This window comes from Neorhodopirellula pilleata (assembly GCF_007859915.1).
Taxonomy (GTDB): Bacteria; Planctomycetota; Planctomycetia; order Pirellulales; family Pirellulaceae; genus Rhodopirellula; species Rhodopirellula pilleata.
The window spans coordinates 1-13,577 of the sequence record NZ_SJPM01000013.1 but is presented as its reverse complement, the minus strand read 5'-3'; the positions used below and the strand labels follow the sequence as shown (position 1 = coordinate 13,577).

Sequence of the window (13,577 nt, the reverse complement as noted above, 5' to 3'; positions counted from 1 at the left end):
ACCACGACATTCACCACGGCAGGTCGATTTCCCCGGATCGCCACGCTCCGATGAAGTCCGGTAGACTTGGCAGAACGTTGGACGCTTGCGCGATTTCGTCAGGCGTCATCCAAAAGAAATCCGACACTTCTTCGGGATTGGCAGTCGGTTCGACGTTGTCGATGATCTCGGCAATCCACCAGGCTAATTGGGTTCCCCAAGGCGTTACGCTGCGATGGCATAAACGAACCGGATTGACGGGGATCTCCAGTTCTTCCTGCATCTCGCGGACGAGCGCTTCGGTTTCCGATTCGCCACTTTCAATCCCTCCACCGGGCAAACACAGTTTCCCGGGGGCGTTGACCGTCATGGATCGGCGAATCACCAGCAGCCGATCGTCTCGAAAAATCACGCCGATCACGCCACGTTTGCGATTGCGACGACCCAAAGAATAGTCTGTGGGAGGATTCTCGGCAGTGGGACGTGAGTCATTCATGAGCGGGCTTCTACCAACACGAATCTATCCGATCAACCCGGAGTCAAAGAATTCATACGGACGGCGAGATTGGTTGAGTGAAAATTTAGAAATTCATCAAGAAACCCGAACCAATCGGTCGATGCAATACTGTCGGCAAATTTTGCCCAAACCTCCCGATCTTCATAATCGACAACCTCTCCCTGCTCGTGAAGTCCGAAACATGTTTTCTGCTCAAGCCTCCAGCGAATCCGCGAATCGCCCGTCCCGCTCGCTGCCGGTCTTGTTGGGAGTGTTTTGGCTGTCGATCATCGTCGTCGCACCGGGATGCTCAATTTTCTCCGGCGGGGTGATGGGAAAGAGCGGCTTGGGGATGATCGGGCTCGGTGCGTTGAAGTCCGAATCGTCGCAGGACGGAACCTACGTGCCCGTCGGAGGTGACGCCGCATTGCCCTCGGTTTCGTTCAATCAAGAAGCCTACCAAGCGGTTCGCAAAGCCAAGCAAGACAACGCGATCGTGTTGCAAATCCTCGAGAACGATGAACCGCTCCGTGTTCTACCGCTTCCTGCCGGCAACGTCTCCGGTCTCAGTACCCAAGGTTCCGAAACACCGTCATCAGGCGTTTTCGTGAGCACGCTGCTGACCCAAACCGGCGTTTTGCAAAAGTACGGACGCGTGCAAGCGGCGCTCTACCGGCCGTCGCCCTCGAGTTTCGAAGGTGTGCGAATGGATGTCTTGTTCTCGCCGAACGACAAACACCAAGTCCGTCCCGAGTCCGATTACGCGTTGCGACCCGGTGACCGATTGGTCATCCGTAAAGACGACTCGCTCAAGCTCGATTCCATCCTGGGCTTAAAACTGGGACGCTAAAATCACGTAGGCGAGGCTCTAAATCCCCATTTGCGCCAGCATATCGGCGACCCGGCCGACTGAATTGGCGAGAGATGGGTGGGCTTCGCTGAACTGAGACGTTGCCTCGGAAAGGCGTTCGGCCAATGAATGCGAGCTCACCTCTTCTCGGTCTAAGCTTTCTTGGATTTCGTGGACGGCCGCTTGCAAACGGGCTTTCTCGTCCGGTTGCAGCGTATCGATTTCGCTGAGTTGCTGGTGCAGGTGATGTAACGTTTCTTCGAGCTGGGTTCGCATCAAGGTGATTCCTGGGGATCAAGACAACGTCCACCAATCGGACGATTGTCCCATGGCCGCGTCAATGAGGGCGGGTTCATTCGCATCGCCCTTCGTCCGAGACGGAGCGATTAAGCCTTGAGAATGAACAGTCGAGCCAAGATTGTCCGTCATGTGAGGCGAACACGCAATCTGTTTGACCGATGTACGCGACGCTTCGGCGAGCGAATGATTGCCCCTTGTGTCTCGACCCAGACGTTCGCGCAGCGGTAACGCGGGAAATGGCGGACTCACCGGGATCGGTTCGGATTGCGCTGTCGAACCGGCTCGGCCATCCTGGGCGTTGAGGTGATTGATCACCCTCAGAGCGTCGACCGCCGATATCGAGCCGTCCCCGTTGACATCTTCAAACGACATCGGTTGACTCGCCGTGGTCGACGGGTCGTCGTTTCCTCCGTCTGTCTGGTCGAGCGAATTCAGGCGATTGATGACGCGCAGGGCGTCGACGGCGGTCACCTGCCCGTCCGCGTTGACATCGTTAGGGTTCAAGAGATTGAGGAATCCCGAGCGAACGAGGGTTTCTTCACCGGCCGATGATTCAATTAAGTAGCTGACGTCAACCGACGACGCAGGCAACACCAACGCGTACAACTCGCCTGCAGCTAGTTCGGCGGTGAAGACGCCTTGGACGATTTGGCCGACCGAATTCCGGTCGCGGTCGAACGCCTGGACTTGATCGACCGTTAAAGTCGACTCGGCGGACGAAACGGAAAGCGTTGTTTGCACCGTGGCACGAAACTGAATTGCCGTCGGCCGGTTGTCACCGGGTTGCTGGCGGGGCCCGGCGGTGAGACTCGGAGCCACCAACCGAATCGCTGTGGCGGGCTGATCATCGTCCAGAATGGTGATCGTCAAGCGACTTTCGTTCGATAGCGTCGCACCGCTGACGTTCGAAAGCGTCACGTCGATTTGTCTGGTTGGTTCGCCCCGGGCGTTATCAAGGACGTTGATCGAAAGGGTTGTCTGCGACTGACCGGCCGCAATCACAAAACTCGAAATCGGCAATTCGAAATCTTCAGCGATTGCGTTTCCACCGACCGCGAGGTTGCCGCTTACCTCCGTCGCTGCCGGCTTATCGATCGCGATGACAAGGTCAATGGCCTCGGTGCGTGATTCGGAAACGGTCTGGTTCGTCGACACGATCCTGACCACGGGTGGCGTGAGGTCGGGGGCATCTTTGAGAGGCGGCTGGCCATTTCCATCGGCATCGAACAACGGATTGGTCCCGTTGGCCCGCACGGCGTTGATTTGAGCGGTCGTCAACGGGAAGCTCTGCAGCGGCGTCAGATCGATTGTCAGTGGCGGCCCAGCCCCGGCTTCCCACATCAGGTTTCGTGACGTCATCGGCAGGTTCACCGTCGGATCGCCAACAGAGCCTAAACCAGGGTTGCCGATATGTCGCAATCCTAAAGCATGGCCGATTTCATGGGCAAGTGTTCCTCCCAGTACACTGAAGGGAACGCCGGCATTGACCATCACTCCACGACCGGTCGGCGTCGCGTTGAGAGGCGACGGAAGCCCCAATTGGGTTTGCCCCGCGTTGGTCCCTTGGCGCGTCGCGTCGAATCCGGCGGGAAGGTTGATCGTGTTGAGGCTTGGTATCGCTTGGGTGAAAAAGAATTGCAGCCCATCGATGAGAGCCGGTGGTGGCGTTCCACCGGCGGTCCATTGATCGTTTAGCAATTGGTTCATTTCCGAGGCGGTGAGATTCAAAGCCGCCGAATTGTTCCAAGTTCGGTAACTGAATTCGAATTGAATGTCTGCCTGCGACCAAATCTCATTGACCACGTCTTCGTAGGCGTATTCGTTCGGACGCGCGATCGAAACATCACCCGGCCCCAATGCCGTGCACTGGCTCCCGCTGTTATTGCAAACCTGCACGACCTGAATCTCGGCCACCAAACTCGCCAACACCCGCCGGCTTTCAAGAAGGTCCAATCGTGGCGTCCGTAAAGTATTGCATCTCTCCCGTTTCCGGGCGGAACTGCGGATGAAACGTTTTGGCCAATTCAACACAAGATATCGCTTCGTTGTGGGGATATTGTCGAGGACTCACCCCATCGGTTGTTCGGTTTCCACATGCACGATGACGAGTACGTCGCCGGCCGCGAACGAACTCATCGGTCCTGACGACGCCCCCGGTTGGCTCGATAGATTTCCAGAAATCGATAGCACTCGTACGCCCGACTTGCGAATCCATCGATTGATTTGCCGCTCCAATTCCGGCAAATCGGAATCCACACCTTTGAATATCTTAACCTGTTGCATTGACGGTTCCCTTGGCAGAATGGTGAAAAACCGATCGCGTCGCCTGGCAATCGGTTTGCGGTTATCGACGTCCCGATTAGTCTGAACGGTTCGATTTCAATCCCCGCCCGTTGCGGCGACTCGATCCCCAGACAAGATATCTGAAATGTTTCTCCATGACATGCTAGTCGCTTTGTGTCGACCCGTCGGAGTGCCAGTGTGGGGCTGCGTCGTGTTTTTGACGATAAGCGGCAACGCCTGGTGTGAGTCGGACGCGGAACAGCCCGAGGGCTCGGTTCGAATGAGCATCGCCGACGCGCAGGTCGTGCGGATTCAGGACACCGTGATCGCCTCACCGATCGCCGGGGTGGTCGACGAGGTCTTGATTCGAGAAGGCGATCTCGTCGGCGCAGATCAAACGCTCGTTCAAATCAATGCGGACCGGGCCGCCGGTGAATTGGCGGCCGCCCAAGCGGCCTATCATGCGTCACTGATTCAAGCCGAAAACGATGTGAATACCCGCTACGCCCAAAGAACGCTCGACGTCCGCCGACGTGAGATGAGTCAGTCCGTCGAAGCGAACCAGCGTTTCGCCGGAAGTGTGACGGCGACGGAGATCGATCGTCTGCAATTGGTCATCGACCAAGCTCAGTTATCGGTCGAGCAGGCCGAGCACGAACGTGAGGTGGCTCGCGCAAAGGTGGACGAAACCGCCGCCGCCCTGGATCTGGCGAAACTCCGCGTCGCCGAACACCAGATCGTTTCCCGCGTTCCCGGCCGGGTCGCCGAAGCCTCCGTCCAGGTGGGGCAATGGGTCGATGCGGGGGCTCCGGTGGCAAGGCTCGTGTCGCTCGACCCGATCCGCATCAGTGCGTTCGTGGACGGACGCGACTGTGACCGGTCTCTAGTCGGTAGCCGGGCCGAGTTTATTTGGAAAGCTGAATCCGACGAAACGAATCATTCCAACGAAATCCGCCTGCTGGGCAAAATCACGTTCGTTTCGGACGAACTCAATCCGGTCACCTCGCAGGTACGGTTGTGGGCCGAAGTCGCCAACCCAGACGAACGAGTGCGTCCAGGCATGCGAGGACAACTGATCGTCCTCCCCCAAAACTAACCCGACCAGCTCGTCGGCAAAACAACCTAAACCTAAACCTAAACTTAGCAACGCGTGAACAATAAGTGATGGATTCTTAACGTGGCGTCGACTTTCAGTCGACGTTTCAGGGTTTGGCGACTGAAAGTCGCCACCACTTAATGTTCACGCGATGCTTAAACTTAAACGTCCCAAAAACCTCCGTCAGTCGAAAAGTAGAAATCGATCGATGAGCTACCAATAGCCGGTGTTATCGGCGAACCATCCCCTACAGATTCATTCCACAAACGTTGGCCGGTTCGATGAAGGCCAGTCGCGTGATTCCGTAGGTGCGCACATCCCACTGCCCCGGAGGCAAAAGCTCGATATCGAATCGCGTGTCCGTCTCGGCGCACAAGACACTGCCCGGGGGGGCGTTGGACTGGACTTGCCGGATGATCCGGCAGAGTTTGTCGTAAGTTTCCTGTTCTTGCCAAAAAGCGTAGGGAGGGCTGAGGAAGACGATCCACGGCGTGTCGTCGTTGATGCGAGGGCGCAACAGATCATCCGCGACATAGAACGCATCGGCCTGAATCAGGGTGAATTTCGCAGCCACCCCGAGATGGTCGATCGACTTCTTGATCTGGATGACGGCTTGTCGCACCGGCTCGACGGCGGAAACATGAGTCGCACCCCGGGAGATCGCTTCGAAACCGAGGACACCGGTTCCGGCGAACAAGTCGAACGCGATCGCACCTTGGCACGCCCGGCCTAGGATATTGAATAGATTTTCCCGGACACTGTCACGCATCGGCCGGGTGAATTCGGCGCCGTGATACGTCACCGTGCGAGCCCGCATGGTTCCGCCGATGATGCGAAGTTTCGTTGGTTTGGTCGGCTTGGAGGGCGGGTCGGATCGTTCGTTCGACTGCGATTTTCCCTTTGATTTTGATTTCATCTCCCGAGTCTAACAAGCTCGCGCTTCAGCGGGCAATCCGGCGAGTTTTTGTCGACAATCGGTCCCGAGGGTTCGTTCCCCGATTTGACCATGGCGTCACGCCATGTTTTTTTGAGATTCTTCCGGCCTGCTGAAGAAATCAAAGCTAGGTTTGCTCTTAGAGGGCAATTTACCAATCAAACGGCTCTCGCAAACCTAGGCGGATCAACCGCCTTTGCCATTCAAAGACCTAGCTATGTTTTCAGTCAAACGATCCACCCGACGAAGCGATGCCGCGACCGGACAAACCGGCTCGAGACGTTCGGTCCGTCCCTCAAGGTGTCAACGTCGCGCAACGGCGACCGCCGAAGTGGCCATTTGTTTGCCCGTTTTGATGACGTTGACGCTCGCGTCAATCGACTTGTGTTCGATGTTCTTTTTGAAAGAAACCGTCGCGATCGCGGCTTACGAAGGGGCACGATTGGGGATCAACCGCGGCGGCACCAACGCCGCCGCTACGGCGCGAGTTCGCGAAGTCCTCGACGAGCGTGGCGTGTCCTACAACGGCAATGTGGTGACGTTCGATGGAACGACGTTTAACAATGCCGAGACGCTCGAGCATGTCACCTTGGTGGTGACGGTTCCGGCCGCCGGCAATTTGCTTTCACCGGCAAGGTTGTACGGTGATCTCACGTTAACGTCCCGGGTCACCATGCGAAAAGAATTCGCGAATCAGAACTAAATCGCCATGAAACGCACTCGTTCCCGAATCAAACCAACATTTACGCAAGATCGCGCGGCGCGACGTCGTCCAACACGAAAAGGGGCGACCTTGGTCGAGTTCGCGATCGTCTCGAACGTGTTGATCATCACGATCTTCACGTGCATGGAGTTTGCGAGAATGAACATGGCTCGCAACCTGATGCAGGACGCTGCGTATTATGCCGCTCGAGTCGCTATCGTTCCCGGTGCGACACCGGCGGAGGCGGAAGCCGAAGGCAATCGGATCATGGGCGCGATCTTCAATCAGGGCTTCACGGTCCAGTGTTCGCCGCTGAGCGACGACACGGAAGAAGTCTCCGTCCGAGTCGCGGTGCAGTTGGACGAGATCGCGTTGTTTACCCCGATGTTTCTCGGGGGAATCGAACTGGATACGACCGCGAAGATGAGGACCGAGCGTTACAGCGGTTTCTATCAGCAATGAGACCCTACTGAATCAATCCAATTACCAATCAAGACGGCCCGGGGGGGCTTTTCAAGAACTCACTCGAACTCTCTCTTTCACGAGAACCTTGTCATGAACACCTCCCCTCGAATCGTATCATCGATCGCCCCTCGTCGTCTCGGCGGCGTTTCCGTCTTGTTGGCCGTCGTTTTGCCGATGTTGGCAATCTTGACCGCCTTTGCGATCAACTCCGCTCACATGCAAATGGTGCGAACCGAGTTGATGATCGCATCGGATGCCGCCGCTCGTTCCGCAGGGCGAACCTTCAGTGAAGAGCAAACCGTCGCCGACGCGATGGCGGCCGCTCAATCCACCGCAGCGCTCAATAACGTCAACGGCGATCCGGTTCAGTTGGCCATCGGCAACAACTCTCCGGACATCGAGTTTGGATCATCGTCGCAAGCGAATGCCTCAAGCCGATTCGAATTCACCAAAATTCCTACCAGCGAAGTCGACGGCAACGCGCTGTCGGTCAGTTCGATCCGGATCAATGCTAAAAGAAGTGCCGATTCGCCAAATGGTCCGGTTCGCTTCGTGTTCCCGACCATGTTCGCCAAGAGCGACTTCTCACCGGAGTTCTCCAGCATCGCGATGCAGGTTGACCGAGACATCTCATTGGTGCTCGACCGTAGTGGGTCGATGGAATGGCGAACATACGATTGGCCCACCGGATTCAGCCCGTGGAGCACTGCGGCCCTCGATTCAGGAGTCGCGTCAGGTGAACTTTATCGGTACCGCGGCAATCTGTATTACTCAAACGGAAGCAACCAAGACTCATACTTCGCTCACTTGTGGCAAGATCACTTGGGGCTCGGCGCCCTTCCCCCGACTCCGTGGGAAGACCTCGTCGCGGCCGTCGATGCGTTCTTGAACGTCCTCGATCAAACCCCGCAAAACGAACAAGTTTCCGTCGCGAGCTATTCTAGTAGCGGGACTCTCGATCACTGGTTGACCCACGACTTCCAATCGATTCGCAACGAGATTAATACGTTGCAAACCGGAGGAAACACGGGGATCGGCAACGGCATGAACCAAGGCAAGCGAGTATTCGATCACCAGAACGCCCGGCCTTTCGCGTCCAAGACCATGGTTGTCATGACCGACGGCATCCACAACTCGGGAGTGAGTCCCAATACCGTCGCATCCCAATTGATGTCCACTTACAACATGAACATCCAAACGGTGACGTTCGGATCCGGTGCTAATCAAGACGCCATGCGAACCGTCGCTACGATCGGTCAAGGAAAGCACTACCACGCCGATTCGGGTCAGCAACTGGTGAGTGCGTTTGAAGAAATCGCCAATAACTTGCCGACGATTCTGACGAAGTAGTCAACAATAACTCGACAATCACTCAAGAGCGTCCGGCTGATCATGCGATTTGTGAGCTAATCTATAGCATGAGTCGTTATCCCGAATCGAACCGCAACGCGAGCACCGCCTTCCCGAAAGGGGACGGCGGCACGTCGCTGGATCGCGCCGCCATCGGCCACAGGCCGGCGATCCAGCAGCGTATCTCGCGGATCATGATCGTGCTTACGTTCATCGCCTTGTGTATGGTCGGAACAGGCTTGATGCTTCGCTTCGCCGTTTCTCAACTCAACGATCGTCAGCAGATCATCCTTGAGGCAGACGTGCGTCCGACATCGCATCCGATCGAATCGACGTTGAAAGCCCAAGCGGATGCCGCCGAGGCCCTACGCGACCAAGCCCGCGCGTTCGACGAACGGCTACTGAGCGAACGCCGTGACCGACAATGGGTTTACGAAACCCGTGACCTACCCGATTCGGGCGATGCTCGTCGAATGTGGCAAGATCAAGTCGATGAGATCGAAGCCCAAATCGCTGAGGCTGAGCAGTTACAAACGACGATCGAAGCGAATCTCGAGAACTCCGACGATCCCAAGCCATTATTGTTTGAAGAAGGCTCGGTCTTGCACGGTCGCCTCAAACACCTCGAACGACTACGAGAAGACGCCCCGCCGGAATGAGAAGCGAGAAGCGAGAAGCGAGAAGCGAGAAGCGAGAAGCGAGAAGCGAGAAGCGAGAAGCGAGAAGCGAGAAGCGAGAAGCGAGAAGCGAGTGGTGAGTGGCGAGTGGTGAGTGGCGAGTGGTGAGTGGCGAGTGGCGAGTGGCGAGATCGGTCGGATGAGTCCGATCGGACAGATCGGTCCGATCATGGTTTGCCCCACCAACAACCAATAACCAATAACCAATAACTTCTCGCTTCTCGCCACTCGCCACTCCCCTCTAACTCAACCCGCGTTACAATGGGCGGCCATGCCGACCTACCGCACCTCGCCGCCGGGCAAGTTGAACCTGTTTCTTGAAATCCTCGGGAAACGAGATGATGGATTTCATGAATTGGATACCGTCATGGTGGCGATCGATCTACGCGATGAGCTATCGGTGCGACCCATCGAACCGCCCGAGATTTCTTTGAGCGTCGATTGGCTGCCAAGCCGGTCGGCGATCGCGGACGAACTCGGAGTCGCCTCCGACGCATCGGTCTTAGACGTTCCTGCCGATCCGAGTAATTTGGTCCATCGTGCTCTCGACTTGGTCAACCAAGCGAGCGGATATCGGGGCGGATGGGAAGTTGGTTTGGGCAAACGCATCCCCGCCGGTGCCGGGATGGGCGGGGCCAGTAGCGATGCGGCGGCTACCTTGCGACTCGCCGCTGCGGCTATCGAGGATCTGGCCCGATCGCCAGCGTCGGATCGCGTCCGCACGCTTCACGACGCGGATCTGAAGTCCATGGCCGAACAACTCGGTTCGGACGTTCCGTTTTTCTTGAACCCGACTTCCGGACTTGCCCGAGCCCGGGGGCGGGGGGAGAAATTGCAATTCTTCGATCTTCCTCGATCCCACGAATTTGTCGTCGTCTATCCGGGCGTGGCGCTGTCGACTGCTGAAGTTTATCGAAATTGCCACGTTTCCGATCCGGTTCGGACGGGCGATGTGGTGATTGATGCGTTCTGTAACGAACCTAGCACCATCAGTGAAAAGATTCTGTACAATGCGCTACAATCAACCGCCTGCGGGCTTTCACCCCAGGTAGGGGAGGCGCTACACTGGTTAGCGGACACAAGTTCGAATCCTTGTTTGATGACCGGAAGCGGTTCGGCGAGTTTCGTTTGGCTGGCCGATCCGAATGACTCGGGCCGAACGCTCGCCGCTGATCTTGTAAGAACTCGTGACCAAAGAACAAACCGCTTGTCGGAGCAAAGCGGTCCGGAGGCAATGATTGCCGAGGGAAGTTCCGTCCGATCGGGCGGAGCATTGATTCGAGCGGTGTCCACATGCATGGCCGCATCGGAGATTCTTATCGCATAGGGGATGGTGGTGGAAATAACCGAAATCCGCATCAAATTGATGGAAGGGTCGGAAGATCGTTTGCGAGCGTTTTGTTCAATCACGATCGATCAGAGCTTCGTTGTTCGCGACTTGAAAATAATCGATGGGACCAACGGTCCCTTCGTTGCCATGCCCTCGCGCAAGCTGACCGGGCATTGCCCGCGATGCGGGGGCAAGAACCACTTGCGTGCCGGATACTGCAACCAGTGCGGCAACAAACAAAACAATAGTTTCGGGGATTCGCCACAAAAGCTTTACGCCGACGTCGCGCATCCGATCAACAGTGAATGTCGCGAGATGATCCAGAACGCTGTCATCACGGAATTCCAGGCCGAATTGAATCGTGCCGCCCAACCGGGTTACCGAAGTCGTTACGACGATGATTTCGATGCGGGCGATTACGATGCCGCTGATTACGACGATGCGTCAGCCAACGTGCCCGCCGAGAAGGGTCCCACCGTTTCAGCCCCATCACATGCAACCGCGCAATCGGTTACGCTCAACGGGCCGCATCCGGCGAAACAACTCGCCGCTGTCAAGCCATGCACCACCTCGCAACCTGATGAGCCCGCCATGACGTGGAACCAAGATTTCGGAGCCGGATTGTTTGATCCGGTTCCCGAAGCAGTCGAGCCTTCGACTGCGACAGGCGACGCCGTCGCCGATTCGGCGGATCAAGCGAACGACTCGTCGCGGGACGAATCGGACGACCGGTTGGTCCGTGTCGAACGCGGTATGTTGGGCAAAGCCGTCCCTGCTCCTCACATGAACGATCGTTCGCGGGAACATGAGGTCGCTCCGGTGAACGCCAGCGATGCTGAAGCCCAGCCTTCACGCGACGACGATGAGGACGACCGATCCGGTTTCGGTTCGGGTATTTTTGATGACTAAGTCGTCGCGTCCGACTTGGCAGATCGGTATCGCCGCGATGTTGTTGTTGGTACTGGTCAGCGCCGTGTTTTCGGGCGGATTGGTCTACGCGGCTCGGATACCGGAAATCCAAGAAGAGCTCTCGGTGCTGTTCGGGACCGAAGTGACCGCCGACCGCACCCGACGCGGTCCACAAATTTTGTTTATTCTGTTCACGCTGAGTTCGCCGCTGTTAATCGCCGGACTTTTGTCGACCGCCATGACGCTTAAGGAAACCCGTTTCTTGAAGTCGTTGACGAAACGTTGAGACGTAGCAAAAGCAAAAGCAATTCGTCGGCTCGGTCGCGTTCAAAGCAATCCAAGGCTGCTCCGCTCGTATCGCTCGACGCGATCCGTGCGAGCTTGCGATCGGAAAAACTAGGCGACCTGCCGATATCTCCAGACGATGTTGAGCGACTCACCCATGCGGTCTCGATTCGGCACGAGAACGCGATCCGTATCCGCCGCGACCGCACGGTAGACTTCCCCGTCGAGACGCGACCGGTACCATGGTATCCGCAGGCGGTTCGGTACCAACAAGATGTCTCGTACGCGCACACCGAACTGCCGAACGATCAGGGCGGTTATCGACCATCGAAAACCATCGACTACGCGGCCGGCGATTTCTATCTGCAAGACGCCGGATCGCTACTCGCCCTGGCCGCCGCCTCGGCCGATACGCACGAATTGAGCGGCAAGACGGTCTTGGACCTATGCGCCGCCCCGGGTGGTAAAGCGAGCGGTGTGCTCGAAGCGATCGACCAATCGGGGCCCGTCGGCGACCGGGGGCGAGGTTTTCTGCTGGCCAACGAAACGATCGGATCGCGGATCGCTCCATTGGCCTATAATCTCGCCCGAACCGGCAGCGACCGATACGCGATCACGAATCTCGATCCCGACACGCTCGCGGATCGCTTGCCGGGCGTATTCGACGTCGTCCTCGTCGACGCGCCGTGTAGCGGCCAGGCGATGATGGCACGCGGCAAACAGTCCGCGACCTCGGTTTCGGAATCTCAAATCGCCACCAACGTTGCTCGCCAACAACGGATCCTTCGCGCCGCCGATCGGTTGCTCGTACCAGGAGGTCGATTGATCTACAGCACCTGTACGTTCGCGGTCGCCGAGAACGAGGAACAGGTTCAATTCCTGATCGATGACCTCGACTATCTTTCGACTCCAGTGCAGCGTCTCGTCGCACACGCGAGTCCGTTGTCGGAAGCCTCCTACCGGCTGTGGCCGCACCGGGATGAATGCGCCGGAAGTTTCGCCGCGTGTTTGAATAAGCGTGAATCTGATGCGGCTGAGGCGGAGCATCGCCGATCCGACTTGTGGGAACGATCCAAGAACGCCGCGACGGCACCCAGCGATGCGACCGAACAGTTGCCGTTTCTTTTTGCGTCAGCAACGATGTGGTACCAACCGAGAGATTGGATCATCGACGGTTTCCCCCACGATGCCCCGGCTTGGACGAGCGAAGAGTACGTTCTCGGTCCCGAGATCGCTCATCGCACCGGCACGACATGGAAACCGTCCCACGCGGCGGCGCTGCGTCACCCTCACCTGCTCGACGCCGAGCGGACCGAACTCGATGACCATGCGGCGTGGATGTACCTATCCGGCGAGGCGATCCCGACGGCTGTTCGCGGATGGCAAATCGTCGAACACAACAACCGTCCTTTGGGATGGATGAAAGGAGACGGCCGAATCGGCAAAAATCACTTGCCGACCCACGCCCGTGTTCATCGATAAGCTTCCCACCAAGCGTATTCTAGTGCTTCGTCAAACCCTAAAATTAGGGTTAGTGAAGTGAGCCGACGGCACTAGCCGCGGGCATTGCTCAACGCCCGACGGAGCTAGCGGCGTGTTGATTTAATCGTAACCCGAAGCGTGAGCGAGGGATTCATCACCATTAAGTCCTTTGTATGTATCCCTCGCTCACGCTTCGGGTTTCGATGAGGACTAAATCAACAGCCCGCTAGCGCGTTCGGCTCACCCAAAAATTTGATTTTGACGAAGCACTAGTATTCCATCGCAGCTTGGTTTTCGGGTAGAAAAAGGTCTTTAAGCCCCTCTTCCCCCGAGACCACGGACGGTCGAATGTCAAACCGCAAGCTCTATCGTATCAAGCTGACAGACGAAGAACGCGAAACCTTTGCCAAGGTAGCCACCGGTAAACGTGGCAAGCTG

General features: G+C 57.1%; 15 protein-coding genes. 10 read left to right on the top strand and 5 right to left on the bottom strand.

The features are described from left to right. Nucleotides 1-10 precede the first annotated feature (10 nt). Nucleotides 11-475 carry an NUDIX hydrolase gene (locus tag Pla100_RS23365; RefSeq protein WP_146580745.1) on the bottom strand — a complete coding sequence of 155 codons (465 nt, stop codon included), beginning with the start codon at nucleotides 473-475 and terminating at the stop codon, nucleotides 11-13. 202 nt (nucleotides 476-677) lie between these two features. Between Pla100_RS23365 and Pla100_RS23360 the strand changes: the two genes are divergently transcribed. Beyond that, entirely contained in the window at nucleotides 678-1,325 is a 648-nt protein-coding gene (locus Pla100_RS23360; protein ID WP_146580743.1) for a hypothetical protein, read from the top strand. An 18-nt stretch (nucleotides 1,326-1,343) separates the two neighbouring features. On the opposite strand, the gene Pla100_RS23355 is transcribed toward Pla100_RS23360, so the two are convergent. The 3 genes from Pla100_RS23355 to Pla100_RS23345 form a co-directional block, all read right to left on the bottom strand. Beyond that, complete coding sequence (locus Pla100_RS23355) at nucleotides 1,344-1,601, bottom strand: DUF4404 family protein (RefSeq protein ID WP_146580741.1); 258 nt, start codon at nucleotides 1,599-1,601, stop codon at nucleotides 1,344-1,346. 18 nt (nucleotides 1,602-1,619) lie between these two features. Further along, on the bottom strand, nucleotides 1,620-3,578 hold the full coding sequence (locus Pla100_RS23350) for a dockerin type I domain-containing protein (RefSeq protein ID WP_146580739.1): 1,959 nt from the start codon (nucleotides 3,576-3,578) through the stop codon (nucleotides 1,620-1,622). A 114-nt stretch (nucleotides 3,579-3,692) separates the two neighbouring features. Continuing rightward, nucleotides 3,693-3,908, bottom strand: a complete 216-nt coding sequence (locus Pla100_RS23345; RefSeq protein WP_146580737.1) for a hypothetical protein — start codon at nucleotides 3,906-3,908, stop codon at nucleotides 3,693-3,695. Nucleotides 3,909-4,053: 145 nt separating this feature from the next. Here Pla100_RS23345 and Pla100_RS23340 point away from each other — a divergent pair, with 145 nt between their 5' ends. Then, the gene (locus Pla100_RS23340; protein ID WP_146580735.1) at nucleotides 4,054-5,004 is read left to right on the top strand and encodes an efflux RND transporter periplasmic adaptor subunit; all 951 of its coding nucleotides are present in this window, start codon (nucleotides 4,054-4,056) and stop codon (nucleotides 5,002-5,004) included. A 247-nt stretch (nucleotides 5,005-5,251) separates the two neighbouring features. On the opposite strand, the gene Pla100_RS23335 is transcribed toward Pla100_RS23340, so the two are convergent. Further along, nucleotides 5,252-5,920, bottom strand: coding sequence for an RsmD family RNA methyltransferase (locus Pla100_RS23335; protein WP_146580733.1), 669 nt, complete (start codon nucleotides 5,918-5,920; stop codon nucleotides 5,252-5,254). A gap of 235 nt (nucleotides 5,921-6,155) precedes the next feature. On the opposite strand from Pla100_RS23335, the gene Pla100_RS23330 reads away from it, so the two are divergent. From Pla100_RS23330 to Pla100_RS23290, 8 genes are all read left to right on the top strand, one after another. Then, nucleotides 6,156-6,641 carry a TadE/TadG family type IV pilus assembly protein gene (locus Pla100_RS23330; protein ID WP_146580731.1) on the top strand — a complete coding sequence of 162 codons (486 nt, stop codon included), beginning with the start codon at nucleotides 6,156-6,158 and terminating at the stop codon, nucleotides 6,639-6,641. A 6-nt stretch (nucleotides 6,642-6,647) separates the two neighbouring features. Next, nucleotides 6,648-7,103, top strand: a complete 456-nt coding sequence (locus Pla100_RS23325; protein ID WP_146580730.1) for a TadE/TadG family type IV pilus assembly protein — start codon at nucleotides 6,648-6,650, stop codon at nucleotides 7,101-7,103. A gap of 93 nt (nucleotides 7,104-7,196) precedes the next feature. After that, on the top strand, nucleotides 7,197-8,456 hold the full coding sequence (locus Pla100_RS23320) for a VWA domain-containing protein (RefSeq protein WP_146580728.1): 1,260 nt from the start codon (nucleotides 7,197-7,199) through the stop codon (nucleotides 8,454-8,456). 68 nt (nucleotides 8,457-8,524) lie between these two features. Then, nucleotides 8,525-9,115 carry a hypothetical protein gene (locus Pla100_RS23315; RefSeq protein ID WP_146580727.1) on the top strand — a complete coding sequence of 197 codons (591 nt, stop codon included), beginning with the start codon at nucleotides 8,525-8,527 and terminating at the stop codon, nucleotides 9,113-9,115. 289 nt (nucleotides 9,116-9,404) lie between these two features. After that, a complete protein-coding gene (locus Pla100_RS23305) occupies nucleotides 9,405-10,460 on the top strand; it encodes a 4-(cytidine 5'-diphospho)-2-C-methyl-D-erythritol kinase (protein ID WP_146580723.1) in 1,056 nt (351 codons plus the stop codon). Between the two features lie 3 nt (nucleotides 10,461-10,463). Continuing rightward, the gene (locus tag Pla100_RS32480) at nucleotides 10,464-11,372 is read left to right on the top strand and encodes a SpoVG family protein (RefSeq protein WP_146580721.1); all 909 of its coding nucleotides are present in this window, start codon (nucleotides 10,464-10,466) and stop codon (nucleotides 11,370-11,372) included. Continuing rightward, on the top strand, nucleotides 11,365-11,658 hold the full coding sequence (locus Pla100_RS23295) for a hypothetical protein (RefSeq protein ID WP_146580719.1): 294 nt from the start codon (nucleotides 11,365-11,367) through the stop codon (nucleotides 11,656-11,658). The genes Pla100_RS32480 and Pla100_RS23295 overlap by 8 nt, the downstream gene beginning before the upstream one ends. Next, complete coding sequence (locus tag Pla100_RS23290; protein ID WP_231603442.1) at nucleotides 11,655-13,139, top strand: methyltransferase RsmF C-terminal domain-like protein; 1,485 nt, start codon at nucleotides 11,655-11,657, stop codon at nucleotides 13,137-13,139. The genes Pla100_RS23295 and Pla100_RS23290 overlap by 4 nt, the downstream gene beginning before the upstream one ends. Nucleotides 13,140-13,577 lie beyond the last annotated feature (438 nt).